Source organism: Pedobacter metabolipauper, assembly GCF_004362715.1.
GTDB classification, from domain to species: domain Bacteria; phylum Bacteroidota; class Bacteroidia; order Sphingobacteriales; family Sphingobacteriaceae; genus Pedobacter; species Pedobacter metabolipauper.
Map to the genome: position 1 here is coordinate 49,455 of NZ_SNYC01000010.1, position 26,515 is coordinate 75,969.

Consider the following 26,515-nt stretch of genomic DNA (forward strand, 5'->3'; position numbering starts at 1 on the left):
ATTTGATCGTTTTTATGGTGGTACATTTGATTATTGAATCAGGGATACTTCAAATCGGATATCTGATATTTAAATCAAAGAACCATGAAAATTAAAAAAATAGGAAGATCGAATTTCGATATTAAAGTAAAGATTGCTGCTGCGGCAATGGTTTGTTTGTTGTTTGGCTCCTGTGTGAGCCTGAAGACACCGAAAAGAGACGATTTGGTTCGGCTAAAGACGCCACAGTTAATTGGGAAATATGCAACCTGGTCCTCTGATCAATTTAAGACACATTTGGGCAAGGATACGATCATTCCTGTCGATTTGTGGAGGCTTCTAGGCACTTCTTCTGAAACCGATTCTGTTACACGAAAACAGGCAACGCACATGGAATTAAGACTGACTGATAAAAATCACGTTACTGCCATATTATACAAGGGTGATGTAGCACTTAAGAAGGAGGTAATTAAGGGCCGTGTGAGAAGAGGTTACTTCAGAAAGAAAACTGAGGCTGATCTGATGGGTGTACCGCCATTTTACTGGTCGCTTAGTTCCCAGAAAGTTCAATTTGGAATTGGTAAGGAACAGCAGTTATTTGTTGATGCAGCTGCTGAAACCGGAGGGAGTATCCTGATTATAGGGGCTTCATCAGGTGGTTTTACAAGGAGCTATACGGTGCCATTATATGTAAAATAAGAGATCATTGGAATCATTTCCTTTTAGGTACATTATACCTATGTTATACCATACATTGGGTGGGGCGAAGAAAAATAGCGAGAGCGCGGATGATCCGATGATGTGAAATGCTTACGGTATGGCCACGTATTGAGTTGCCTGGCCATACCGGTAAGTTTAGTTCGGATATACTTGTACCTACAGGTCGCTATCTTTAAACAGTTTGTTCAATGCACTTTCAACTTTTGCTACGTCAGTTCCGATGGTTTTAGAGATCTTAGCGTCCAATGACGAACCGAATTCTGCGGTTACCTTAACTGCTTCAGGATTGTTGATCACATCAAGTTGAAACTTATGATCTCCAAATTTAAACGCGACAGTTAAGCCGTTGGTTCTTTTTTCAATGATTTTTACAAACTCGTAGCTGGTACTCAGCGTATCAAATGAATCTTTTACTGCCTGGAAGATGAATTCTGTTTCAATGCTTAAACCATTGACTATAATAGTAGCCTTTTGTAATGCTGCTTTAAGTTTGGCGTCCGATTTAACACTTTCATGGATATCCTGCAGCGGCTCTAAAAGGTCTTCACTATATAGAATCTCTTTTTTGTCTGTGATATGAATGGAAATATTGCTGCCCTCGGTTGTCTGCTCGATCTGGATGCTGTCGTTTCCGTCTTTTATTATTGCTACGGTTTCTGATTTTTGCTCAACTTTTGCATCTGCTATTGCATCTTTAATCAGATCTACAATATATCCCAGAACTGGATCCTGTTGTATTTTAGTCATTGGTTATATTTAAATTTTGGCAAAGGTAATAAGATTGGTCTTTATGTAGGGTACTAAGTAAAGGAATATCTATCTTTATTATCATGAAACCTTTCGCCATTTTAGTTGCCATCTTATTTTCAAGCCTTTTATCTTTAGGTCAGGTAACCTCATTTAGCATCGATCCTGCCAAACTGGATAAACAGCTGGCCGACCGTTTAGATTCTATTTACAACATCGATCAATCTACCAGGATGGCTTATTTCAATGCCAAACAACGCAATGAAAGTGCTGCGGTGATAGATAGCCTTTATCGTCATATGCACAACGCAGATAAAGATAACTTATTGAAAGTTAATGTAATTATAAAGCAGTACGGTTGGCTGGGGCCTCAAAAGGTTGGAATTACCGGTAGTCAGGGTTTATTCCTGGTAATTCAGCATGCGGATTTAAAAACACAGGAGTACTATCTGCCAATGATCAGGGCTGCAGAAAAGAATGGTGAAATATTATCAAGTAACCTGGCTATTCTTGAAGACAGGATTTGTATGCGTAATGGTAAGAAACAGGTTTACGGGAGTCAGGGGTTTACAGATAAAGAAACCGGAAAGAAGTACATCTATCCGATCATAGATATTGACAATCTTGACGAAAGGCGCAAGGCGATGGGGATGCCGCCGATGCACGAATATGTTGCCGGATGGAATGCGGAGGATTATAAAAAGGATCTTTCAAAGATTGAAGGGATCGTTAAGCAGCAAAAAATAGAATAGTAGAAATGGTTAATTGAGCTGTGTGTAATAATGCTGATAATAATTTGATTGTTATCCGGTTAGTCTTATTTTAGCTAAACACACAAAAACCAATTATATGAAACCATTTCATTTATTTTGCGGAATAGGCATCGCTTTATGCCTTTCTGCATGTTCAATCGGGAGCCCGACTTATTTTGGTGCTAAATATCCGCCAACGGATTCCGTTCAAACTTTTTATGCGGCTAAAGACATTCATCAGCCATACAAGGTAATTGGTCGCATGATCGCACCCATCACCGACTCTGAAAGCAACCAGGAATTGGTAAAGCGCCGTTTAATTGAAAGGGCGAAAAAGGTAGGTGCCAATGCGCTTATTTTCTCAGATATCAGCCGGGAGACACATGCGAAAACTACCGATGACTTTTCTATCAAGGCGGAAGCCATCATTTTTACCGACAAATAACCACGAGAATATTGTTGCCAAATACTTTATAAAGCCACTGTACTATGCAGTGGCTTTATAGTATGCTGATATCTCTGATTTTTATTATCTTTAAGGTATCTGTTTATGAATACCTTAATCATTTTCCTCATGAAGACTATCAAACTTTTAATGTTAACAATGCTTACGTTTGGCATCATGGTTTCAAATTTAAAGGCACAAGTTGCCATAACCGGTGCCTGGCGGTTTAGCGAGGGTAGTGCTACGCACCAGTTATTATTTCAGGATGGATTCTTTTTCCATTCGGTGTATGAGGGCGATAAATTTATCACCACACAAGGTGGGAAATATGAGGTAAATAATCAAACCATTAAAGCAAGCATACTCTTTAACAGTTCAGATTCTGCAAAAGTAGGTACCACTATGGATGTGCCTGTTAGCGTTTCGGCAACTCAACTCGTTATTGAGATTCCTGAAGGCCGTATTGCTTTTAACCGGGTGGATGACAGTAAGGCTGCTATTGCAGGGGTGTGGCACATTACAGGCAGGATGGGAGCGGATGGTAAGGTTGAGGCAATCCATCAGGCTGGTACACGCCAAACCTATAAGCTGCTGACTGGGACAAAATTTCAGTGGGTAGCCATAGATCCTGCTAAGAAACAATTTTCTGGCACTGGCGGAGGTTCATATACATTTAAAGATGGTAAGTACATAGAGAACATCGAATTCTTTTCACGCGACAATACCCGTGTTGGTGCTTCACTGAGCTTTGATGGTAAACTGGAAAATGGCGACTGGCACCACAGCGGACTGAGCAGTAAAGGGGCTAAGATCTATGAAGTTTGGAGCAAAGTAAAATAATCTACTTTGAAAGTATATCCTGAATATCTTTTGATAACTTTTTCAGTTCCGAAGGTCGGGAAGCATTGGCTGTTTTAGTTTTTCCTCTATTGTCAATTAACAGGTAAGCAGGGAATCCACCGATATTAAAATTCCCCATTAATGTTTTTGAATTGTCATCGTCAAGAAAGTAATTCTCACCCTTAATCTTCTTTTCTTTAATTAGTTTTTGCCAGTTTTTCTCGGTTGATTGCAAGCAGAGATTTACAAAGACTACATCCTTGCCTGCAAATTTCTCATGCAATGCCGGAGCAAATTCCATTTCTTTAAGGCAGGGCATGCACCACGTGGCGTATACATCCAGGTAGATTACCTTGCCTGGGTATTTTGTTGACAACAAGTTTAAAAAATCGACATTTGGTATCGTTGATACCTCATCATTTTCCAGGTATTGAATTTTCGACAGTACTGTTTTCTGGATGGTCAAATTATTCGCCTTGTTTACTGAAAGCTCAAAATATTGGTAAATGGCTGGGTCTGTAAAATACTTTTTCAGTGCAGGTATTTCATGCTGTAATGCTGGTGTTTTATTGATCAAAGATGAAAGATAGCTGAACATCATATAATCACGGCTAATACCGGGAGATTCTTTTAGAAGTATTTTTGCGCCTGCTTCCAGGGCTTCTTTAATGTGTTCTGGTTTTACTGCTTCGTTTATTAAACCGTTGCTTCCTGTTTTCCAGCTTGCATAATATTCCAGATGATAGGGATACATCATGGTGATAAAGTTGGTATCATTACCCAATTCAAAAAAGGTATTCTTAAACATATTTATTCTCTCAGATCTGGTAGATGTTGAATCGCTGCCGGCATCCACATAGTCAGCTATCCAATTGGATATTCCATACTTCACATCTCTTTTAAAAAAATTAATTATTATGGGGTCAATATTGTACTGTGCTGCATATTGATGGATTGCTGTTAAATAACGGTCATAGTCTTTTTTTACCACCTGGAACATTTCTGGTACGGACCAGGTATAGTTGTATTTTTGATATGGAAGCCCGGCCAAAAAATGATGGAACAAATTTAATTGTGTGCTTAGTTTAGCATGGTCTCCAGAAATACTTAACCATTTAAAGTTGGGCTGGTTAAGTAAAGCAGCATCGATCACCAGATGTACAGAGTCTCCGGGTGCCACATATAAATTGATGAAGGTATCGTTGTAAGCGATGGTCATGTTTTGTGTAAGGGGCATATATTCCTGAACTGAAAATCCCATCAGGCTGTCTGGAGTAGCACTCTTACGGTTTTTATCAAAGGGATTAAGAAAGTTAATGCCCAAAACCTTTGGTGTTTCTGCTGTACTGTTGATGATGCGTCCGGTTATGATTACCCGTTTAGGGGTTAATTGTGCCGTAGCGCTGCTTGAGGCAAATGCGAGTATAAGAAAAAAGAGCCGCTTTAGTTTCATTGTATGACTAAAATAGACTTTATTTTTTAGAATAACAACCTCATTTCATTGATGTTGCCTTAATGTCAGGCCGTTTATTGCCGGAATTAAAATATTGAACAAAGTCCATGAATAAATAAATTAAACAATTTGTCCAATTCTGATAATCCAGTTGTCATTCTGATATAAACTTAAAATATATCAAATGAAAATTGTAGTAATTGGAGGTTCTGGCCTCATTGGAACTAAATTGGTTAAAAGTCTGCGTACACTTGGACATGAGGTTATTGCGGCATCACCAAAATCTGGTGTCGATACCATCACTGGAGCAGGTCTGGCCGACGCGCTGAAAGGTGCAGAAATTGTAGTTGATGTTGCGAACTCTCCGTCATTTGAAGACGCTGCAGTGCTGGCATTTTTTGAAACCTCTGGTAAAAACCTGCTTGCAGCAGAAGCTATAGCTGGTGTTAAGCATCACATTGCCTTGTCTGTTGTTGGAACGGAGCGCCTTCAGGAAAGCGGATATTTTCGCGCTAAGCTTGCCCAGGAAAAACTGATCAAAGCATCAGCCATTCCTTATACCATTGTTCATGCCACCCAATTCTTTGAATTTGTAAGCGGTATTGTACAAGCAGGAACAAAGGATGATACAATTGTAATGTCTACTGCGATGGTACAGCCGATAGCCTCAGATGATGTGGTTGCGAAAATGACAGAGATTACCCTGGGCAATCCCTTAAATGCTACTGTTGAAGTTGCAGGTCCGGAGCTGTTCCGTTTAAATGATCTTGTGAAAAAATACATGCTGCTGAAACAAGACGAGCGGGAAGTAGTTAGTGATCGAGATGCGCCATATTATGGAGCAAAGCTGGAAACTCATTCACTCATACCAGGTGAAGCTGCAAGTATTGGAAAGATACCGTACGACAGCTGGATCAATGAACCGGGCAATCTTAAATAATTGGGTCATTAAATCTTAGGCAAACTTAAAAGCAGCATTGATCAACCGTAATGCTGCTTTTTGTTTTATATCTCTTCGTCTTAAACTTCGTCTTAAAATGATTTGATAACCCCGGCGATTAATAGCCTTGAGAACTCATTTTCCGGATAAAAGACATTGTTAGGATCTGCTGATTTTGTTTAAATTTACTTTTGCACTTAAAGACGCACATATGGATTTTATCAAATTGGTTCCCAATGTATTTTATACAGATATCGATGAAGGTTTAAAGCTTTTTGTCGATTGTCTTGAGTTTAAAGTTACGCATAACGAACTGGGTTCCTTAAAGCGATTTTGTGTATTGGAAAAGGACGGATTAAGAATAAATCTGTTTGAAGATGCAATTCTGGCGAAAGAACACCATCCTGAATTCCGGCTGGTGACCAGTGATATTGAAGAAGTTTACAGGAAAGTATCTGCATCGCATGCTGAGTTCTTACATCCTAATCTTAAAACAGTAACGCTTAGGCCATGGGGTGCCAAAGAATTTGCGCTAATGGATATGCAGCTGGGTATTATCATTCAGCAATGGTAATCATGACTAACTCAGGGATGTTCGAACAGCTTAAAAATAAGTTATCGCCAGATGCAGAGATGTGGGTTGCATATAAAGGGTATTTTACGCGTATTGAAGTCGCTGCAAAAACAAGTTTACTGAAGGAAGGTGATGTTGCCAATAAGCTATTTCTCATTGAAAGAGGTAGTATCCGGGGATGGCACAATTACGACGGAAAGGAAGTTACAGTTCAATTCTTCTTTGAGAATAATACAGTTTCCTCTATTGAAAGCCTTAGAAAAGATATTCCGAGTTCAATTACGATTGAAACTATTGAACCCAGCATTATCTGGTGGATTGATAAAAAAAACCTAAATAAGATCATTTCAGAGATCAAAGAGATTCCCAGACTGCGCGATATACTTATTGATACGGTTTTTGAACGTACTTTTGATTACATTAAACAGTTCTCCACATTTATACGTGATTCTCCCGAACAGCGTTATTTAAATCTTATCAAAGAACGTCCGCAAATTGTGAGGCGCGTTCCGCAACATTACATTGCCTCATACCTCGGAATTTCTTCCGTACATCTTAGCCGGATTAAAAACAAACTTGTCCGAACCAAGTCGTCTATTTGATAACAAATGTTATCGTTTGCTGGTGATGCTGTCCTCTACCTTTGTATAAAGAAATAGAATGGAAGCACATCCATTGACATAAAAAGAAGAAGATGAAAGCAATAGTAATGTTTCAAAAAGGCGGAATTCCAAAGTATGTAGAAAACTTCCCTGAGCCTGAAATAAATAATGAAGAACAGCTGATCATGACCGTTCAGGCTGCGGCTATTAAACACCTCGATAAATCGAGTGCAAGCGGCACACACTATTCGACAGAAGGCGACCTCAGTACGGCAAAAGTAATCGGTGGTGATGGTGTTGGCTTTTTGGAAGACGGCACTAAAGTATTTGCGCTCGGTATAACCGGGATGATGGCAGAAAAAGCTGTGATTGAAAAAAGCAGAATGATCATACTGCCAGATGGTATTGATTTGGCGGTAGCTGCCGCTTTACCCAATGCGGTTGCTGGCTCGGCGATGGCACTACGCTACCGGGCGGAAATTAAGGCCGGTGATACTGTACTGATCAATGGGGCTACCGGCTTTACAGGCAGGATTGCCGTTCAGTTGGCAAGGCACTATGGCGCAGAGAAAATCATTGCTACTGGCAGGAACGAGCAATCGTTACACTATTTACTGGGTCTGGGTGTTGATGAAGTGATTTCTATTCGGCAGGACGATGAAAGTTTTGTGGCACGTTTAAAGGAAATACATAAAGCAACTCCGATCGATGCCGTTGTTGATTATTTGTGGGGGCATCCCGCAGAATTAATCCTGGAGGCCATTAAAGGCCATGGTAATTTCACGCATCGCACCAATTACGTTACCGTAGGTTCAATGGCCGGCGATAAAATTCAACTATCATCAGAAATATTGCGAAGTGTAGACCTGCATTTGACTGGATCCGGAATGGGGAGCTGGACAAAACAGCAGATGAAAGTACTGATCTCGGAAATTATTCCTGAGATGCTTCAGCTTGCCGCTGAGGGTAAGCTAAAAGTTGACGTCCAAACTGTACCTATTGAAGAGATTGAAAAGATCTGGGAGATGCGTGTGGAGGATGGAAAAAGATTGGTAGTCTCGATTAAAAATTAGTATTTTAGATTCATGAAATTAACGTTCACCCTCCTGTTGTTCATGGTAACAACGCTATCTATATCTGCTCAGGAAACCCAGCAGCTTAAATTCTGTAATTGTATAGATAAGGTTGACCAAATTTCTCCTGTTTTAAATGGAAAGTATGAGCGAACCTGCAATGGAAAGATCAACGAAACTGGTGCTTTTAAAGATGGCAATAAGGATGGTGAATGGACAACCTACAATGCAAAGGGTGGGGTGATCAAGAAGGTAAACTATGTTAATGGGAAGTTAAATGGTAAATCTGAACTTTTCTATTTCAATGGGAAGGCAAAGCTTAGTGCCTCTTTTGTTGAGGGAAAGCCAGATCAGGAGTGGGTATTTTACAATAGTAATGGGAAAGTGATGATTCAGGGGAAATATGATAAGGGCAAGCCTGTGAATTTGTGGGATGTTTATAATGGAAGTAAAATTGCTGTGCAGTATGATTTTGCTACTTCTAAATATATAAAACAAGATAGGCCCGGTTTACGTAAATCCGGCAGCTTTATGCGCAATGATAATTCAGGCGAGTATTTCTTTTTTTATTTCTCTAATGAGGCAATGATCGGTGAAACCGCACCATTGGGCGGTCAGAAGTTTGCGATCAGTTTACTCCAGGATCTACATGAAATGCCATCGGACTATTGGGATACGTTTGTGAGCTACGAATATTTGGCGACGGTTTCTGTGTCTCCTGATCACCAGAGTTCTTTCTCGTTGAGCCGTTTCGACGGCGATTACGATTTACAGAATGCCATTGTCTATCCATTTGTTGTAAAGACAAATCCGGAGTCTAAACTGAAGAAAGTAGATCATACGGATTTATCCAGGAAGTTGCTGGATTTTAAGATCAATGAGACTTTCAGTTTCCTGCCGCCCTGGGTATTTGCCGGAAAGCCGGAAGTTAAGGTCCATTTACCTTACGTGATTAACCGATTGGTTGATTTAAATAGGCCGGCAGAGAAGAAGTACAATTAGGCAGGCCAGGTTTGATTAATACTTTTATACGCGGCCGCAACGTTGCAGGTAGATAATAAGTGGACTTTAGGATTATTGGCTAACATTTAATTCTTTTCATAACCATTCATAGAGATACCGAAAGGTACATAAAATTTTAAACGATGATCCACATCAATATAAACAAAAAAGCCTGAAATCTTACGATCTCAGGCTTTTTGATGGTTTGGTCTTATGTGCCTGCTGGTCTCTCAAGCCGGCACACGATTCATTTTATGATAGATTTAAAACCGGTAACCTAACGTAGTAATAAACTGACGTGGGGCAATCGGATTGATACTATAATTTTCATGAACAAAATAATTCAATTCATTGGTAATGTTTGAGATCTTGGCAAGAAGCGAAAGCTTTTTCCAGGAATACCCGCCAGAAAGGTCAAACGTTGTAAAACCACTTAAAGGTATTAGTCTGCTAACAGTTTGAGTTTTGGTGTCGTTGTAACCGCCATTACGGTTTCCTGTATAATAGGCTGATGCCCCGATTTTTAAACCTCTTAACTTACCATCCTGAAGGGTATAGAATAGAGATCCGTTTGCCGTATTCTTGGTTGTACCTACCAAACGCTGCCCTTCAACTGTGCCGCCGACTGTTGAAGTAGCTTTGCCAGTTGGGTTTGCCGTTGTAACAGGCACATCGTAAGTGATTACAGTTTTGTCTCTGGTTTCTGTATAACGAATGAAGTTATAGCTATAGCCGGCAATAAAATTTAGTCCCGGTAATATGTTCCCTGTCAGGTCAAATTCTACACCATTGCTTAATGTTTTACCATTTAATTCTTTCACATTACTGTCCCCATTTCCTGTACCATCAGCTTTTACAAGTGCTTGCTGTGCAAAGTTGCTGTTTTTGATGCTATAGGCAGTTATGTTTGCCGATAACCTTCCATCCAGGAAGTCGTTTTTGATACCTGCCTCGTATTGATCAACAAGAGAAGGATCGAGTGTAGCACCATAGATATCAAGACCGGTATTTGCAATTAGATTATTTGCATAGCTCACATAAACCGAAGTTGTTTTTAACGGCTGATAGATTAAAGCAAGTTTAGGAGAAAATGCTTTCTCTGTTTTGCCTACAGCTGTTCCTTTTGAATTGACCCCTGTAGCTAGTGTATTGATGCTGGTAGCCGGGGTTTTCTGAAAAGTATACCTGATACCTGCCAAGACCTTAAATTTATCAGTTAATGAAACCAGGTCCTGAACAAAAGCACCCATTCTGTAGATCGGGGCATTCGTTCTGGTAGTATTGGTTGCTTCAGGCTGAATTCCTGTTCCTGCAAAAGTAGATGGGTCGAGGAGGTTTACGCTGCCGTAATTAAATGAGGCAACACCGGAAGGTCCGTAAACAAAACCATTAGATGTTGTTTTAGATTGATCGGCATCAGCACCCACCAACAATTTGTGGTTAATGCTGCCAGTATTGAATTGACCATTTAAGTTAATTTGCTGATTGTAAGAAAACTCTTCCGTTTTTGAACGGGTAACATTACGCAAGGCAATACCTTCTGTATTGGCGAAAGGACGTTCTGCACTATAATAATCTCTATTGTAAGATTGTACAGATCCGAGTACATTTATTTTCCAGCTTTCATTAAACTGATGATCTATACTTAGCTGTGAAGAAACAGTATTGGTGTTGTTGTATGCCCATGGTGCATTGATGTAAGACCCACGACCGATATTTACAATTTTATTGTCAATGGTCCCGATCCCAAAATCAGGGGTGAAGTCACTTTTTAAATAATCGCCCTGAAGCACGATCTCTGTTTTATCAGATAGTTTATAAAGCAATGATGGATTAACATAAACCCTGTCTGCATGTACGCTATTTCTATAACTTGCAGCTTTCTCATACGTACCGATTGCACGAAAAGCCAGCTTTTGACTGATTGGGCCGTAAAGGTCAAGCGTTGGTTTGTACAGATCGTAGCTTCCTGTACGGAAAGACACCTCTCCGCCATTTTCAAACTTAGGTTTCTTGGTAACCATATTAACTACAGCACCTCCGCTTACACCGCCATACAGCAATGCAGCACTTCCTTTTAGAACCTCTACAGATTCCAGTGTGCTTGTTTCCGGCATACCACCGGTACTGGTGCGTGCGCCATTTTTGAATACATTATTACCCCCAAGACTATAACCGCGGGCAAAGAACGTTTCGCCACTTACGCCACCGCGGTTTTCACCATAGGCAACTCCATTGACATTCTTTAGCACGTCGCTCAGGCGGTTTGCTTGCTGATCAGCAATGATCTGCGCACCAATAATTTGAACTGCCTGTGGGAGATCTCTTGATGGAATGTCGATCTTACCAGTGCGGATTGATTTTGTATTTGGTGATTTGTAAGTTGAGATCACAATCTCATCCAATTGAGAACCACTTTCCGTTAATGTGAAGTCTGCCGTTGTAGCCTCCCCATCAGTAACCGTTACCTTCTGGGTTTGTACCTGCAAACCAACTGATGAAGTTTTAACGGTATATTCACCGCTTTTAAGATTATTAAAAACGAAAACCCCAGATTCGTTAGTGGCCGTTTTCTTGTTGTTTTCAACAATTTGAACGGTGACATAAGCTGCGGGCTGACCATCGTTAGTTTTTACTTTCCCCCGGATAGAGCCATTGGCAATTCCAGAAGCAGTTTGAGCAGAGAGCGTAAAGTTTGAGAGTAAGAGCGCAGATAAAAATACGATTGTGTAAAAATATTTCATAAGCTTATTTAGATTAATTCCAGGCCGCAAAAGTAATCCCGCAATTTCAAACCGCCAAATTTATTTAGAACTATTTTAAATAACGCGATCTATCATGCGATAAGGTGTTAAACTTCCATTAAATTTATTACCATTGCTGACTCTCAAAAACTAATATTAAGCTTTTACCAAAACCAGGCATGGAACCGGGTTATTTAACAATATTGTCGTGTAATGGAATCTATTGTTCTTACCAAACAGCAAGCGCGGAAGATCATTCTTAACGCCGCCGGACTTGCTCATAAAGCACAATTCGGGCTGGGAATTGAGGCTGTTTATCGGGTAATTGACCATTTGGGTTTTGTACAGCTGGATACAAACTATGTTGTGGAGCGTGCCCATCATCACGTCATGGCCGCGCGTATACCTGACTATCAAACGGAATGGCTGGCCAATCTTTGTGAAGATGGCCGTATCTTTGAGTACGTGACTTCAGACGCGGGATATCTTCCCATGTACGATTTCCGCTATTCTCTGCCTGTAAAAAAAGCTTTTGAAACACAACGGAAGCCGCTTACTAAGCCGGAAATTAATTTGATGAAGCAGATTCTTGATCGGGTGGAACGTGAGGGGCCACTTATGGTTGGAGATTTTGACAATGACCGACAGGAAGCCAGCTCTGGCTGGTGGGACTGGCGACCCGCTAAGGTTGCGCTCGAAAGACTTTACCTCGATGGAAACCTGATGATCAGCCGTACCAAATCCTTCCATAAAGTATATGACCTGCCGCTCAACTTAGTACCCCAGGATACAGATCTGTCCATGCCTGCAATAGAAGAATATGCCCGCTTTGTTATCTGCCGGACTTTAGGTGCGCTCGGCATTGCATCTGCCAAAGAAATGGCCTGGCGTGCCCGTCATGTAAAGGGTAATTTGGTAAAGAAGGAACTGGAAAAAATGGCTCAGACTGGCGAGGTAAAATTGGTTTTTGTAGATGACCTGAAAGGCCCGCTTTATATGCTGCCCAATCAGGAAACCAACATTGAACTGTCAAATGAGGTCTTCATCCTTTCACCTTTTGATATTCTCAATGTTTTCCGTCACCGCTTGAAGGATTTTTTCAATTTTGATTACCAGATCGAGTGCTTCGTGCCCGCCCCGAAACGTAAGTATGGTTATTTTTCTTTACCTGTTCTTGCCGGGGATGTATTTATTGCAAGGATGGATGCCAAAGCAGACAGAAAACAAAAAGTGCTGATTGTACATAATATCCATTTTGAACCTATTGATCCCGACCAGGTCATTATTGAAAAGTTCATCGAAGCGTTAAAGGCATTCGTACAGTTTAACCAATGCCGGGACATCATTTTCAAGAGATCCAATAATGAAAACTATCTAGAATTGATCAGCAAAAGTTTTTAACAAAAAAGCCCGCTAATCTTATGGTTTCGCGGGCGTTGGTAAAGATATTACTCATCTGTATACGTATACATTATTTTCGCTTTTGAATTTTGCTTTGCCGATATACGCTTAATATGATCCTGAAAAGTTCCATATTCAGTTTGGTCAGTAGTAACCAGTATCGCTTTTTCAAAGTGTTCTTTTGCGGCAACAAAATCTTGTTGCTGTTCGGCATACTTACCCAGTAATTCATGAACTTCTCCCAAGGCTACCCCTGGTACCAGTAATGCTTTTTCGGCAGTTGTGGAAATTGCTTTATCCATTTTTAGCGTAACTAAAAGTTTTAAATAATCAACGTAGCTATCCGGGAATACCGGATCCAGGTCTACACATTTTTTGAAATGGTATCCAGCAGTTTGATAGTTTTTAAACTCGTAAAAATAGCAATAGCCCAATTGATAATGCGCCCTGGCATAATTTGGATCAATGTCTATTATTTCATTAAATAAATGAAGTGATTTTGGTAGCTCTCCAAAAGTCAGTTCATCTACTGCTTGCAGATATTTCTCATCCACAGTATATAAAATCTCCATAAGGATCTATTGTATTTGCAAGGATTAACCTTGACAAATGGTTATTATTAAAATTTATTGATTGGTGTTGAAGGTGAAGCCCTCCTGAAATTGGAATCCGGTGATTACTTCATGCCTGAACCTGTTAACGAACAAGAGTCGCTATTGAGGTTAAATGGTGTAAAAATTAGATATAGCATGGTCATTTTTTTTACAAAGATATAAAAAAAGAAAGAATAGCCTCAATTCTAATCGCTTGAAACGTCAATCCAATTGTTAACTCGTAATGTTTCACTTCAATGGAGTAAGGTGAAAATTAATTCCTCTCTGGGAAATGTAAAACTTATAGCTCTTGTTTTTTGTTAAAGATTTATACTTAACGCAGATAAAGAGTTATGCTCATCAACCCAAAAGCAGATATTCAGCTGAATGAATACGAATTATTTTTAGAAGGTGCCTTGTGCATCAATTCCTCACAATGGTTACCGGCCTATTCTATTTTTAAACAATTGACGGATGGAGCAAAGAATCCATCTGTTGCCAGACTTTACAATATGGCATTGTGCCATTTTTCTGCTAAAGAATACCTGCAAACTATTTCTGTTTTAAATGAAGCCATACAACATATGGCTGTTCCATCTGGTTTTTCAAAACAATCCTCCCGTGTGCCCGATGTATTGTTAGCACATGAATACGAACATAATGCTCATGAATCAGCGATTACCGAGAATATAGTTAGCCTCAATGCATCAGTTGTCAAATTAAGGATCCGCAGGCTTTTGGTTGATGCCAATCTGGAACTGGAAAACTGGGAAGAGGTTATCCGCCTCTCTACCTTACCCGACATGGACAAATGTAAAAATGTAATGCAAGCAGTTACCATAGCAAAAACTAAAATTAACAATTAGAATGATAGATTTAACTGCAATACGAAATGCCTATATCAACGGAAAGGACATGGCTGAGGTCAATCAAATGTACAAAGATGCCTTTTCGGAAATAACTGAAGAACAACAATTGCAGGTTTGGAAACAGGTTTGTGGTTTTGCCAATTTTGAGATGATCGATTTCCTGATTTCACAAGGCTGGAGAGCGATGGGTGTGGAAGACCAATACGGAAATACCTTACTTCATCTTATGGCAGAAGCGGAGTTTGACAGCAGCTATTTTATAGCTGAAGGCCGGATTTATGAAACGACCAACCGGCTATTGGCAAACAAAGTAAGTCCGCTTAGAAAAAATACTGAGAGCAGAACAGCGTTGATGATTGGTGCCAAAGCTGGTTATTACGAAATGCTTAAGGCATACCAGGAAGCCGGTGCAAAAATCGATTGGGTAGACAGAGAAGGAAACACCTTGTTACATATCGCTGCACGGCATTCAGCGCAATTTGTCTCCTCTTTAGACGATGCACAGCAGCGTTTGGAAGCAAATCTTCAAAACCCAAATTTTGATCCTGCTAACGCTCGTGATGTACAGAACAGGGCAGAGCTGCAATCCCGGTTTAATGAGAAGCAAGCCAGGTTTACCCAGGTTACTTCTTTTGTTTCGTTGTGCATGGAACTTGGATTAGATCCTGATCAGAAGAATAATATTGGGGAAACAGCCATAGATCTAGCAATCAGATATAAAGCGAAAAGTATTGGCGCAATGCTGAAGAGGGTTGATCTTTCAGATCCGGAAACCACACCGCTCTATTTACTTGCCGGCGGACAAGATATTTTCCAGGCTTGTATAAACCAGGATTTGATGGCAATTGATGCTTTGATCAAACTCGGAGAAAATCTGAACGACGAATACGATAAAGAAGGAGACCGGTACCATGGAATGTCACCCCTTTCTATTGCCATCATCCTTCACAATTTTGAAAGCGTGGATTTGTTGCTTAAAAATGGCGCAGACCCGATGTTGCTGGATAGTAAATCCTGGCATCCATTCCGGTATTTGTATATTCCGATATCAAATATCAATACCAACTTCGACCAGTTGCAAAACAAGGCTTTTCAGAAAATGCTGCAGTCCTTTGTCAGCGCAGGTTTTGACATCAACTCGCTTATGGATGATGAGGAAAATACGTTATTGACAATTTCTGCCAAATTCTCGGATAGCTTACAACTTTACAATGGCAATTCTGTGGCTAAGGCAGTAATTGAAGAAGCAATTTATGCTGATGCCGATCTAAATAAAACCAATCGCGATGGAATTTCTGCTTTGATGTATTTATGTCTTGCCGATCAGCCAAGGGCTGAAAAGGAACTCTTAACCATTTTGGAGCAGGGTGCATCCACTGAGTTAAGGGATAAAAACGGTAAAACGGCGCTTATGTATGCATGTGCCAATTCAGAAAGATCAATCGCCAAAACCTACAGTGAATTACTGGAGCAATTTGGTAATCTATTGGTTGATGTGAAAGACAACTCGGGAAAATCAGCCCTTGATTATGCTGCCGAAAAGAACAATGAGCCTTTAGTAGCCTGGCTATTAGAAAGGCAATAAATTCAGCCCTATACTAAACAATTATTATCATATAAAACACCGATACGATGGATACAATTTTTTTAAATGCCTGTAAAAATAATCAGAAAGGAATTGTACAAACTTTCCTTAAAAAAGGAGGGATTAATCTCGATAAGCGTGATGCAATGGGCAATACACCTTTGTTTTATGCTGCTCAGAAAGGGGCGAGGGATATTGTTAAATTGCTGTTAGAGGGGGGAGCAGATGTAAATTTGGCCAACAATAACAGTATGATGCCGCTGCATATCGTTTCTCAAAGCGGAAACAAGGAAATTGCAAGTGCATTGCTGGAGAACGGCGCGGACATTAATGTAACGGACAAAGAAGGCAAAACACCACTTATTTACTCGCTTGCCATTGGAAGAACAGAATTTACAAAATTCCTGCTCGCTAAGGGAGCAGATAAAAGCATCAAGGACAACGATGGCCACAGTGCGCTGGATTATGCCACCAGCAGGGGCTTGAGGGATACTGTTTCGCTTCTTGTAGGTGATGCAGAAGATAAGAACAGTTCAGGCAACACGCCACTTCATCAGGCGGTTTGGAACAATGAAGCAGAAGTTGTAAATGAATTGTTAAAAACGGGGTTTGTTAATCTGAATACACTCAATGATGATGGAGAAACGGCCCTTGTGATGGCTTGTATGAATAACAACCTGAGGGTAGCTGAGCTATTGATAAATTCTGGTGCAGACTTATCACTTAAAAGGTTGGATGGAAACTCCGTGCTTCATTATGTAAGTGGAAGGGGAAACAAAGAGATTGCCAGATTCCTGATTGAAAAAGGAATGGATGTGAATACTAAAAACAATGAAGGTGAAACACCGCTGATTGTTGCGGCGATGTGTGGTTTTAATGATATAACCGCACTGCTTATTGAGCGCGGGGCAAGTGTAAATGAAAAAGACAACGACCAGCAGTCGGCTTTACATTATGCATCCCTGAAAGGCTATAATGAGATTGCAGAGCAACTGATCATGGCAGGGGCAAATTCATAAACTAATTACATGCAATGAGTCTGATAAAATTTGAAGAGGTTCTGAACGACCTGGTAGACTATTTTTTAATTGGAGATCCTGTGCTGTTAATGGACTATAAGAACGATAAACAGTTGCCTGATGACCTTATGGCTGAGTTTACGACTAGTATAGATGGTGACCATGTAGTGGAGGAGGGTATATTAATCCCCTTGTCGCGCGTTGAGAATTATCCATATACGGTATATTTTAATCTGGGGGGTGATGCTCCCGAGTTGTTGAAAAGTACCAGCCGTTTACAGGTTCAGCAGGATGGATATAAGATGCAGGTTAAATATGGCACTGTTTATTTATTTACCGTTCCATATCTGCGGAGGTTTACGGGTGAGGTACTTGAAAATCTGGTTAAGACGAGGACTACAAAGATTACGCTGCCTAATGGCTGGTATCAAGTTTCTGTACTTGGTGGAGAAACTGAACAGGAAACCGGCATGGAGCCAACCTTTGAGTTCCTGATTACCCCAGTAACTGAAGAGACGGAGTTTACCGCAGATCTGATGTATCCATTTAATATATCGGCATCAGAATATTAATACCTGTTCGTATTAAGCCAATTTGTTCTTTAATGGCAATGATGGTGTTAAATTTTTTGCTTCGTTCTATTATTTAAAATAATGATCGTAATAATATATATAACGACAATTGCCAGGGGAATAGATACAAATCTATTTGCCGGGAACAAATACCAAAGTGCCAATACGGAAACTGTACGAACGAGTGAATGAAATATACCTACCCAATGGTCGATAATCCAGCTAAGAGGAAGCCACATTAAACCCGTCAGTATTCCAACGGTTAACGGTAGCGAGGTATAGTTCTCAATAAAAAAAGGAATTGCGATGGAGTACACTAAAATTGCTTGCGCAGCGGTATAAAAAAAGAGTCTGTCAAAGGTGTTTTTTGGCTTATTCTTATCAAGAAAATCTTCGCCAGTTAATTTTGAGATGCCAAGGCCTAAATAGACAATTGAGCCTGTTGCAAAAAACAGCACCCAAACAGTAATTTGTTCAGAAAGAAATAAACCTGAGATAAAGACTATAAGCCAAGCTATTAAACCCGCTATTGGTGTAGCCAAAAGTTTACTTTGTTTGAACTCATTTTTCTGTTCTTCGAGTGTCCTTATGTTGGTTTCCATATCTTCTATAGGTATGTTATAGGTCTTATGATCAGTTTACCAATAGTTTAATTTTGCAATTTAAAAATAGTTATTTTTTTGAAAATATTCACATTGAAATTCAATCGTCAGGCAGTAACTGATATCATATATATTTGTGTTATGTTCAACCTTAAAGATCCATGTTATGCTGACAGTTAGACCAATAGACGATATTGTAAAAGCGCATTTATCGGATAGACACGCAGTAAGGAATTTCCCTAAATCCTTACATTTTTCTTTTGACAAATCTTACATTGACATCGTAACTCAAATTAGGACTACCGAAATTTCATCAGAATGTGTATTGTTTGACAGTGTACAATCGGTGAACGAAACAAAAGAGTTTTCTGACCCGGACTATTGGATTGAAAATTATGCAAAAGGAGAAATTGATCAATTTTGGATATTTGGACAAAATGGTCAAGGAGATCTCTGGTTGTTGGACTTTGATCACAAAATTTATTTTTATGACCACAACAAAGAACAAATGTGTAAAGACAATTTTGTAGAGCTTGACTTGAACTTTGAAAAATGGCTGCAATTTTCTGACCTAAATAAACAGCTTGATTATATTTATAACACGGAAAACGAAATTAGCGAACACTATAAAGCAGAATTCAGAGAAAAACTAAATGAAATAAGCAGCACTTTGCTGGCCAAATACCCATTCGACATTTAACTTGTTTTTAAACGAATGTAAAACACTGCAGCGATGCTGAAGCGTTTTACATGCAATTAAACTAAGTTGCATGCTTATTTTTGACTTCTGCAAGTTTGGCAAGAAGTGGCCCTTTGTGTTGCAGGGTAAAAGCGACAAATTTATCTTCTTTTATTGCTAAACGCACCAACATGGGAAGCCATGGATAAATCTTGCGGGCAAGGGTTTCGAAAGTTGCATCGTCCTGAGCAGCGGCTAATGCCTGATCAGCATAAGGTTCGATTTTGGGCCAGTGTTCTGCAATTACTGGTCCTATTGAATTCATGATTTTACTGTTAAGGTCGCTACTTTCAGCGCCATTGTCGTTGCCTTTAAAAGATGATAACATTGGATTTTCGTTTTTAATAATTAACTCTCAGGCTATCAACAACCAGTAGCTATATTAGTTTCAACTATAAGTAAATATCTTTTTGCGCTTCACTATTTACTATAATTGAGGAAGCGTCTTTTAATTTTTGGGTGGGTTGATGTGCCATTTATAATCAACCATTGCCCAGCCGTCAGCCTCACTCATCGGAACCTCCTGGTCAGTTCCATTGATTAACAAAATCCCACCTGGCTCAACGGTATATTTTGCATGTGGTTTTTTGTGCATCATTGCCGCAACGTTGCTTGCATTAAAATCACATCTGGGACAACCCACAACCGTTCCGTCATTATAATAGCCAATGATCCCACCATTTGCAAAATAAAGGTATCTCAGTTTCTTGTTTTCTAAACTGTCGGTATTCTTTTTTCGGTTATTTAGGTGACCCGGAGTATTTTTCTGCTGAGTTATGAGCTCCACTTTTTTATGATCGTTTCTTTTTGGCTCGTCGCTGCTTGTGCAGCCACTACAACTGATCGCCACTAAGGCAAAATTGATCAGAAGTGATTTTAAGATTATTGCCATTTGATTTTACAGCTTCGATGGGGCTTCCGTTACAATAGATCTCCCAATTCAATTTATTAACTTATAACGGTTGACTCTTCCTAATTGTTTAAATAAAGCCCGCTCGAAAAGGCGCATATCACATTGGTTTGGCAATAATGTGTATATTTCAATGAATGTTACTAGGTCATTTTAATTCAATTGCCACTTACATGCTTTACAGAACGAGAATTTAATTTACCTTCGAGGCTTGTCTAGAATAATGGTGTATAATCAGCGCGGTAGAAAGGTAGTGTTCGAGAATAAGATAAACAACATGGAGAGATATGGTCAATTTTTCAGTCTAAATTTTTAAAAATGAAACTTCTCAAGCCCTTTCTTAAGCGATTTTTTTTAGTTGCAGTCCCAATTTTGGCCGTTTATCTGTTTGCGCAAATGGCGGCAAAGGAGAACAGGAGAAGTGAGCATCCAACCGATGTGGGACTCGGTATTGCATTTTTGCTGGTATTCATCTTTATTGTCATGTTTGTCGCATTCATTGCTGATTTGATTATTCGGATACGTGGTAAGCAGGTTTCGCTCGCGTGGATGGACGCTGGATTTCTTCTGTTGTTTAGTATTCCGATAACCTATATTGGCTGTCTGATTGCCAGCAGGGACTGTTTTTGCAAATGGGTGATTGATACTATTGATCTCATTGGATAGGTGAAAACACTTTAAAACAAAAAAGCCTGAAATCTTATGATTCCAGGATTTTTGTAGGTTTTGATACCTCTGCGGAGAGTGGGGGAATTGAACCCAAGCCTAAAATCCCGCTTTAATATGGTGTCTTGAAGGTTTTTAATTGTTGACTCACCGAATCACTCATCTTTTTTAATTTCTTTTATAACTGCAAATGCTATAAGTTAAATTTAAGTGTAAAATTTATTAAAAGCAAAGATTAACTAAAATAAGCAGTCATTATGTTAATCATCAAAACCGTTTTCTTACGTCAAGTATAAAAATAATTTTATGTAATGCTTATAGTCAGCGTATGCGGTACACAAAACTCCCCTTTTTCTCATTTATTTTATTGCTTACATGAGGACAATATGTTACATCAATTTTCCAAGTATTTCGTTGAGGTTGTAAATTCCAAAAATCATCATCAACTTCAATAATTAAGTTATTAACAAGTATCCTTCTCTCATGAATATGGTTTCGATTTCCAGTTGTAAATATTTTAACCCTTTTGAATTTACTATACAGTGAGTCGGAATTTCCCCTATATGCACCAAAAAGGGTGTAGTAGTGGACTAGGTTATTTTGATTAAAAGCATCAAAAAAAGCATGATCAAGGTTTACCTGTTTATCAAAAATATCAACTTGAGAACCTGAAGATATTACAGAAAGGATTTCTTTGAAAGTTTTAATAACCAAATTATTGGAATTGAAGTCATACCATCTTAACGATATAGAATTTGGATGAGAGCCTGCTAATTTTAAAAAGATCCAATTCTTATTGGGTTTATTAACTTCATCTAGTATAATATAATTATTTTCAGTGCTGGTTGTGTCTGCTTTCAAAGCAACCACTAGAAAAATATCTTTCTTTGTGATAGATGAATTCAACTTGTATCCGTTTTTTAAATCTTCTGTTAAATCTTCTCCTGAAGAAGCTTGTGGCTTAATATTGATACTTTGATTATTGATAATATTAGTTAAAAAAGGCAAAAGAAAAACTTGAGCATAACTTGATCCTTCATTCCTTTTTTCGAGATGTTCTATTAGAATTTTGCAAATTACAAACCTATTATTATGGTTGTTTATTAATGCAAATAAATCGGTTAACGATTCGTCCTTTGAATGATTATTAAGATTATCAAAGTATTTTTGAAAAACCTCTTTTGAGAGCAGAATATCCATTAGTCCAGTAACTGTTTAGCCAGTGTAAAAGAGTTATCAAAAAAACCTGATGGGAATTGCGGATTCAATAAGCCATTCGACTCTATTTTGTGATGGGTGACTTCAGATTGATGCTCTACTCGTAGTAAATAGTGTATAGTAACATCATCTGCATTTAAAGCGTGACTTTCTTCTTTAACGAGAACTTGTAGTTTCCTGATGATATGCTCACTATGAGTTTCAATGAAATAAGTGGTATTTTTAGATAATTTCAATAAGGCATTTATTAATTCAGCATGAAGTCTTGGATGCAAATGAACCTCAGGTTGTTCTATCATTATTATGGTATTCTTATTTCTGGCAATTCTATCTGCTAAAAGAGCTTTTAAAATAATTGGAAGTTGTAATGATACACCATATCCAACGTCTTTGATATTACTTAACAAATCTTTTACCTTAACTCTTAGTTCTCTAACGGGTAATCTTTCATCTTGAATGATTTCAAGATTTTGGGCAATACCTAAATCTCTTAAGATCTGTACGAAGTCATCAAAAACTGCTAAAGTAAATTTATCTCTTCTGCTAAAAAATTCTATTACATCATCTAAATCTTTAACAGATGAAATTCGTCTTTGATCAGTTAATAGATACACCCTTGATGGATGAGTATTAATTGGATTAATATAATCTATTCTATCTAGAAAATATCTTAAGTAATTTTGGGAAATCAATAAATATGCAATTTTGTTAAAAATTGTATCGCATTTGTTTTTTTTCGTTAACTCTTCGGCAGTTAGCTCATGATCTGGTTTGTCTAAAGTTGAGTTAGAGATATTTAAAGATTTCCTTATTTGTTTTAATAGACTACCTGCAGTGATCAATGTCATAAATCCATCTTTTTGATATTCCAATTCAATAAATTCATATATCATATTCTCCGAGTAATCTAAATAACGAATACTACATCGAGGACGATAAATATATGTTTTATCATTTAGTGATTCTTCTGGAAAGTGATAGATAAACAAGTCTCCAATTTGGGCACATTTAAGATTCGTTTTTATGGAATTATGATCATTTAATTCTCTAGTTAACTCATACCTAACAGACGTTTCTCCTAAGTTAGGAATATCAAAGATTCTATCTAATATTTTACGATCTTCTAATTCTTCACCATTGTCAGTCATGAAGTTTTTGAAAAATTCTAAATATTTTTCATCGAATAAAAATGTAAAAGATAATGGCAGGTTCTCATCTTGATAATATATGGATTCTTTATAACTTCCTAAATCTGCAAATTCACCTTTAAAAAGTAAATTAATTTCTCTACTGGCCGGTGTTTGAAAACTTTGCTTCAATGCCAAAAGAAATTTTAGAATGCTACTTTTTCCTGAACTGTTTTCACCAATTAGAATATTGAATTTACTAAAATCGAATGTTTGCTTTTTAAAACTTCTAAAGTTTTCTAGGGTTAAAGAGAACATATATCAAATTTAAATAATACCAAGTATATGCATTAAAAGTGTAACCTTCTAACTTATTTTTTACAATTTTATTTTAAATTCAAATCGTGAATAGCTAAAATTTTAATATCGAGTATAATACATCAAAGCTTAAATTGATGAGCGTTGCAATAACATCACGCTAATAAATAGCTATCAAGTCATCAGAATTGATAGTAGCAGCTATTTCAACTAAATTAACCCTAATTATAGATTCTAGTTTGATTCTAACTGAAATTAGAATCTTGTTAAGATCCGTATTTATTTAATATTTTGGAGAAGTCAAGACTGAAAATTATTAAAGTATATAAGGTTATTTAAGTGGCTTAGGAGCTATTTTTTTTATTTTATTTTCAGCAGCGAGTTTAATGAAATTAATTGCGGGCAAAAGTATTGGCTTTATCCCGGCTTTCAATGATACTGAAGCCAGGTGTTCTCTTAAAAATGGAAACATGATTGCAGGGCCATTAGCTTTCGAGAATTGTTCTACCGATAATTGGGCATCACCAGAGCAATTAAATATTCCTACCATAATAATCTTTGCAGAAATATATTTTTTATTACTTATACCTGCTGAAAAATTTAGTAGAACGGTGATTTCAAGTATTTTATTTTCCTCGTTATAATTATAATCAGTTTCTATTGAAACTTTATTCTTGAAAGAAGGATGTTGGAAATCAATTTTGTGCTCACGCTTAAATTGGCTGTCCAATAAAAAGATTTCTGAGATTTGAAATGAGGGTGTTTGAGACATAGTTTAGGCAGCCAAAGTGTAAATATTCTCACAATCAAGATTTTCATTCTCAAACTCTTTAAAGGAGCTAGCCTTTTCTATTATAATATTTTCTAAAATGTTATAAGCTGAAGGAAGTGTATTTACATCAATGATTTTTTGATTGTAAGACATTTGCTCCAAGATCACTGGACTATGAGTGACGAAAATTTCTTTTAGAGTATCATAAAACTGATTATCAAAAACCAGACTGACTAACTCTTGATTGGCAGAATAATTATCCGATGCTTCTTTAAAATCCTTTCCAAGAATGCTAAATTCTATATGCCCAATTGGCAAGATAGCGTCATCAGTTAATATGCATAGACTTTCGTTAGGAAATTTTTGAATAAATCCAATAATAAAATTCAGCTCCCAAGCCTTTAAAACGTCATTAGAATGATAAATTTCATTCGGAATTACTTCAACCGAATGTGTTGACGATAATTCGTGAAAGCTGTAACTTGCCTTCAAAGTTTTAATATCTTTAACTAGAGCTGACATTTTCGATTTTATATATTCTCTTGAGGTCATAGTATTTTAGAGAGTGCTTTTTAATATTTTGTTAATTTCATCTGATAGATGTATTGAACTTTTTCCCTTATCGTGATCAATGGTAATTTCGCCGTAGTCAGCTTCAACGCGTAATTTTTTTAAATTGTTAATGTTATTATAGAACAGGGCTAAGTCTTTATTGTTTTTAAGTTTTAAATAATTAAATGTCTCATTAATCATGTAAACATGTGATCCGCCTGATGTAGAAGAACTCTCCGACTTGATTTCTGCTTCAGTTTTTCCAATTTTATTTAAGAGAATATGTTTCATCAATTGTACGGAACTATAATAAGAGCAATGGACAACTGAACAATAGTATGTTAGTTTTTGGAGATGTCCCGCAGAAGCATAATTCATTTCAGATTTTTGAGAGAGTAAAGCCATTTATATTTTTTGGTTTGACTAAAGTGCAAATTAAAAATGATTTTTTTGTTTATACAAGAAATTATTTTTTTGTGCTTAAGGTAACTTTGTGCTGGGCGATGATAAGCGGTGTATAAAGATTAGCTTTTTGACTTTGACCTCTTTTATGTAAATGTACATAATGATATACTTTAGATTATGAGTTAAAAGTGACCCTGACCTGTGCAGTCTATTTGCATAGTAATTTATATCTTTAAAAAAAAATGCTCAATTATGCCTCCTGTAAAAAATGCGCTTATTAGATATAGAGTATTAGATAGATGCCTTTCTAACCCAGTAAAAAAGTATTTTATTGAAGATTTGGTAAATGCTTGCGATTTGGCATTAAAAGAAATCGAGCCGGATTCCAGTGGCATAAAAAAAAGAAGTATACAAAATGACATTAAGCACATGGAAAGTTCTGAGGGATGGAGTGCTCCAATTGGTCGTTTTGAAGAAGGAAAACGAATTTATTATAGATATACAGAAAAAGGATTTTCCATTGATAAGCAGCCACTAAATCAAGCTGAATTAGAACAAATTAAGGCCGCAATGAGATTGTTATCTCATTTTAAGGGGATGCCTCAGTTCGAATGGCTAAATGAGCTAAGCTCAAAAATGGAAAATTCCATACTAATGGAAAATGAGACTAGTCCAATTATTAGCTTTGATAATAATAATTATTTAAAAGGGATTGAATTTTTAGGAGGACTTTTTCATTTTATTCTTTATAAAAAAGCACTGTGTATAAGTTACAAATCTTATAAGACTGAAAATAAAAGTAAGTTTGTTTTTCACCCATACTACCTTAAACAATATAATAACCGTTGGTTTTTGCTAGGTCTAAATGATCGTTTTCAAAAAATAAATAATCTAGCACTAGATAGGATATTAACTATAGAAGAAGATTCAACGTCCTTTGTGGAAAATACGACGTATGATTTTAATGAGTATTTTGAAGATGTAATTGGAGTAACGTTAAACGAAAATACTATTGTAGAAAAAATTGTTTTGCGTTTTGCTCCAAAATCAAAACCTTATGTTTTATCTAAACCGATTCATGGCTCTCAAAAAAACATATCAAAAGAAGGTGAACATTTAGTAATTTCTATCGAAGTAATTCCCAATTATGAATTAGAAAGCTTGATTATGTCATTTGGTGATTTAGTTGAAGTTATTTCGCCTGAAAGTTTTAGAAACAAAATTGCTGAAAGGTATAGCTGTGCAATAAAACAATACAACTGAAAAAATTATGTTTCGATTTGACCTCTTATTTCT

The 26,515-nt window shown here is 37.6% G+C and carries 29 protein-coding genes; 17 read left to right on the plus strand and 12 right to left on the minus strand.

Annotated elements, in window-relative coordinates:
- Positions 1 to 84 precede the first annotated feature (84 nt).
- On the plus strand, positions 85 to 678 hold the full coding sequence (locus ATK78_RS22395; RefSeq protein WP_133578383.1) for a hypothetical protein: 594 nt from the start codon (positions 85 to 87) through the stop codon (positions 676 to 678).
- Between the two features lie 177 nt (positions 679 to 855).
- On the opposite strand, the gene ATK78_RS22400 is transcribed toward ATK78_RS22395, so the two are convergent.
- Positions 856 to 1,446, minus strand: coding sequence for a hypothetical protein (locus ATK78_RS22400; protein WP_133578384.1), 591 nt, complete (start codon positions 1,444 to 1,446; stop codon positions 856 to 858).
- 83 nt (positions 1,447 to 1,529) lie between these two features.
- Between ATK78_RS22400 and ATK78_RS22405 the strand changes: the two genes are divergently transcribed.
- The 3 genes from ATK78_RS22405 (at position 1,530) to ATK78_RS22415 (ending at position 3,483) form a co-directional block, all read left to right on the plus strand.
- Positions 1,530 to 2,198 (plus strand): DUF6624 domain-containing protein, encoded by a 669-nt coding sequence (locus ATK78_RS22405; RefSeq protein WP_133578385.1) that lies wholly within the window; start codon positions 1,530 to 1,532, stop codon positions 2,196 to 2,198.
- A gap of 97 nt (positions 2,199 to 2,295) precedes the next feature.
- Entirely contained in the window at positions 2,296 to 2,643 is a 348-nt protein-coding gene (locus ATK78_RS22410; RefSeq protein WP_133578386.1) for a hypothetical protein, read from the plus strand.
- A gap of 129 nt (positions 2,644 to 2,772) precedes the next feature.
- A complete protein-coding gene (locus ATK78_RS22415; protein WP_133578387.1) occupies positions 2,773 to 3,483 on the plus strand; it encodes a membrane or secreted protein in 711 nt (236 codons plus the stop codon).
- A 1-nt stretch (position 3,484) separates the two neighbouring features.
- On the opposite strand, the gene ATK78_RS22420 is transcribed toward ATK78_RS22415, so the two are convergent.
- A complete protein-coding gene (locus tag ATK78_RS22420) occupies positions 3,485 to 4,936 on the minus strand; it encodes a TlpA family protein disulfide reductase (protein WP_133578388.1) in 1,452 nt (483 codons plus the stop codon).
- A gap of 184 nt (positions 4,937 to 5,120) precedes the next feature.
- Here ATK78_RS22420 and ATK78_RS22425 point away from each other — a divergent pair, with 184 nt between their 5' ends.
- The 5 genes from ATK78_RS22425 (at position 5,121) to ATK78_RS22445 (ending at position 9,127) form a co-directional block, all read left to right on the plus strand.
- Positions 5,121 to 5,876 carry an SDR family oxidoreductase gene (locus tag ATK78_RS22425; RefSeq protein WP_133578389.1) on the plus strand — a complete coding sequence of 252 codons (756 nt, stop codon included), beginning with the start codon at positions 5,121 to 5,123 and terminating at the stop codon, positions 5,874 to 5,876.
- A gap of 211 nt (positions 5,877 to 6,087) precedes the next feature.
- On the plus strand, positions 6,088 to 6,450 hold the full coding sequence (locus tag ATK78_RS22430) for a VOC family protein (RefSeq protein ID WP_133578390.1): 363 nt from the start codon (positions 6,088 to 6,090) through the stop codon (positions 6,448 to 6,450).
- Entirely contained in the window at positions 6,444 to 7,052 is a 609-nt protein-coding gene (locus ATK78_RS22435; protein ID WP_243732606.1) for a Crp/Fnr family transcriptional regulator, read from the plus strand. Before ATK78_RS22430 ends, ATK78_RS22435 begins: the two co-directional genes overlap by 7 nt.
- Before the next feature lie 92 nt (positions 7,053 to 7,144).
- Entirely contained in the window at positions 7,145 to 8,125 is a 981-nt protein-coding gene (locus ATK78_RS22440; RefSeq protein ID WP_133578391.1) for a quinone oxidoreductase family protein, read from the plus strand.
- Between the two features lie 12 nt (positions 8,126 to 8,137).
- Entirely contained in the window at positions 8,138 to 9,127 is a 990-nt protein-coding gene (locus ATK78_RS22445) for a toxin-antitoxin system YwqK family antitoxin (protein ID WP_133578392.1), read from the plus strand.
- 263 nt (positions 9,128 to 9,390) lie between these two features.
- Here ATK78_RS22445 and ATK78_RS22450 read toward each other — a convergent pair whose 3' ends face one another.
- The gene (locus ATK78_RS22450) at positions 9,391 to 11,871 is read right to left on the minus strand and encodes a TonB-dependent receptor (protein WP_133578393.1); all 2,481 of its coding nucleotides are present in this window, start codon (positions 11,869 to 11,871) and stop codon (positions 9,391 to 9,393) included.
- Between the two features lie 213 nt (positions 11,872 to 12,084).
- On the opposite strand from ATK78_RS22450, the gene ATK78_RS22455 reads away from it, so the two are divergent.
- Positions 12,085 to 13,272 (plus strand): winged helix-turn-helix domain-containing protein, encoded by a 1,188-nt coding sequence (locus tag ATK78_RS22455; protein WP_133578394.1) that lies wholly within the window; start codon positions 12,085 to 12,087, stop codon positions 13,270 to 13,272.
- 47 nt (positions 13,273 to 13,319) lie between these two features.
- Here ATK78_RS22455 and ATK78_RS22460 read toward each other — a convergent pair whose 3' ends face one another.
- Positions 13,320 to 13,844: a tetratricopeptide repeat protein gene (locus ATK78_RS22460; protein WP_133578395.1), complete on the minus strand. Its 525-nt coding sequence runs from the start codon at positions 13,842 to 13,844 to the stop codon at positions 13,320 to 13,322.
- Between the two features lie 374 nt (positions 13,845 to 14,218).
- On the opposite strand from ATK78_RS22460, the gene ATK78_RS22465 reads away from it, so the two are divergent.
- The 4 genes from ATK78_RS22465 to ATK78_RS22480 are packed head-to-tail and all read left to right on the plus strand — an operon-like array spanning position 14,219 to position 17,910.
- Complete coding sequence (locus ATK78_RS22465) at positions 14,219 to 14,731, plus strand: hypothetical protein (RefSeq protein WP_133578396.1); 513 nt, start codon at positions 14,219 to 14,221, stop codon at positions 14,729 to 14,731.
- Between the two features lies 1 nt (position 14,732).
- On the plus strand, positions 14,733 to 16,319 hold the full coding sequence (locus ATK78_RS22470) for an ankyrin repeat domain-containing protein (RefSeq protein WP_133578397.1): 1,587 nt from the start codon (positions 14,733 to 14,735) through the stop codon (positions 16,317 to 16,319).
- Positions 16,320 to 16,366: 47 nt separating this feature from the next.
- Positions 16,367 to 17,338, plus strand: coding sequence for an ankyrin repeat domain-containing protein (locus ATK78_RS22475; protein WP_133578398.1), 972 nt, complete (start codon positions 16,367 to 16,369; stop codon positions 17,336 to 17,338).
- Between the two features lie 14 nt (positions 17,339 to 17,352).
- Positions 17,353 to 17,910 carry a hypothetical protein gene (locus tag ATK78_RS22480; protein ID WP_133578399.1) on the plus strand — a complete coding sequence of 186 codons (558 nt, stop codon included), beginning with the start codon at positions 17,353 to 17,355 and terminating at the stop codon, positions 17,908 to 17,910.
- 47 nt (positions 17,911 to 17,957) lie between these two features.
- On the opposite strand, the gene ATK78_RS22485 is transcribed toward ATK78_RS22480, so the two are convergent.
- Complete coding sequence (locus ATK78_RS22485; RefSeq protein WP_133578400.1) at positions 17,958 to 18,512, minus strand: DUF7010 family protein; 555 nt, start codon at positions 18,510 to 18,512, stop codon at positions 17,958 to 17,960.
- 166 nt (positions 18,513 to 18,678) lie between these two features.
- On the opposite strand from ATK78_RS22485, the gene ATK78_RS22490 reads away from it, so the two are divergent.
- Positions 18,679 to 19,212 carry an SMI1/KNR4 family protein gene (locus tag ATK78_RS22490; RefSeq protein ID WP_133578401.1) on the plus strand — a complete coding sequence of 178 codons (534 nt, stop codon included), beginning with the start codon at positions 18,679 to 18,681 and terminating at the stop codon, positions 19,210 to 19,212.
- Positions 19,213 to 19,273: 61 nt separating this feature from the next.
- Here ATK78_RS22490 and ATK78_RS22495 read toward each other — a convergent pair whose 3' ends face one another.
- Together ATK78_RS22495 and ATK78_RS22500 are read right to left on the minus strand one after the other, a co-directional pair.
- Positions 19,274 to 19,579 (minus strand): hypothetical protein, encoded by a 306-nt coding sequence (locus ATK78_RS22495; protein ID WP_133578402.1) that lies wholly within the window; start codon positions 19,577 to 19,579, stop codon positions 19,274 to 19,276.
- A gap of 120 nt (positions 19,580 to 19,699) precedes the next feature.
- Positions 19,700 to 20,143, minus strand: a complete 444-nt coding sequence (locus ATK78_RS22500; protein ID WP_133578403.1) for a hypothetical protein — start codon at positions 20,141 to 20,143, stop codon at positions 19,700 to 19,702.
- Between the two features lie 336 nt (positions 20,144 to 20,479).
- Here ATK78_RS22500 and ATK78_RS22505 point away from each other — a divergent pair, with 336 nt between their 5' ends.
- Entirely contained in the window at positions 20,480 to 20,827 is a 348-nt protein-coding gene (locus tag ATK78_RS22505) for a hypothetical protein (RefSeq protein WP_133578404.1), read from the plus strand.
- A gap of 321 nt (positions 20,828 to 21,148) precedes the next feature.
- Here the strand turns inward: ATK78_RS22505 and ATK78_RS22510 are convergent, their stop codons facing one another.
- The 5 genes from ATK78_RS22510 to ATK78_RS22530 form a co-directional block, all read right to left on the minus strand.
- The gene (locus ATK78_RS22510) at positions 21,149 to 22,027 is read right to left on the minus strand and encodes a hypothetical protein (protein ID WP_133578405.1); all 879 of its coding nucleotides are present in this window, start codon (positions 22,025 to 22,027) and stop codon (positions 21,149 to 21,151) included.
- The gene (locus ATK78_RS22515; protein WP_133578406.1) at positions 22,027 to 23,490 is read right to left on the minus strand and encodes a DUF3696 domain-containing protein; all 1,464 of its coding nucleotides are present in this window, start codon (positions 23,488 to 23,490) and stop codon (positions 22,027 to 22,029) included. The genes ATK78_RS22510 and ATK78_RS22515 overlap by 1 nt, the downstream gene beginning before the upstream one ends.
- 331 nt (positions 23,491 to 23,821) lie before the next feature.
- A complete protein-coding gene (locus tag ATK78_RS22520) occupies positions 23,822 to 24,262 on the minus strand; it encodes a protein-export chaperone SecB (RefSeq protein WP_133578407.1) in 441 nt (146 codons plus the stop codon).
- A gap of 3 nt (positions 24,263 to 24,265) precedes the next feature.
- The gene (locus ATK78_RS22525; protein WP_133578408.1) at positions 24,266 to 24,814 is read right to left on the minus strand and encodes a hypothetical protein; all 549 of its coding nucleotides are present in this window, start codon (positions 24,812 to 24,814) and stop codon (positions 24,266 to 24,268) included.
- 6 nt (positions 24,815 to 24,820) lie between these two features.
- Positions 24,821 to 25,219, minus strand: coding sequence for a hypothetical protein (locus tag ATK78_RS22530; RefSeq protein WP_133578409.1), 399 nt, complete (start codon positions 25,217 to 25,219; stop codon positions 24,821 to 24,823).
- A 252-nt stretch (positions 25,220 to 25,471) separates the two neighbouring features.
- On the opposite strand from ATK78_RS22530, the gene ATK78_RS22535 reads away from it, so the two are divergent.
- Complete coding sequence (locus tag ATK78_RS22535; RefSeq protein ID WP_133578410.1) at positions 25,472 to 26,482, plus strand: helix-turn-helix transcriptional regulator; 1,011 nt, start codon at positions 25,472 to 25,474, stop codon at positions 26,480 to 26,482.
- Positions 26,483 to 26,515: the final 33 nt, after the last annotated feature.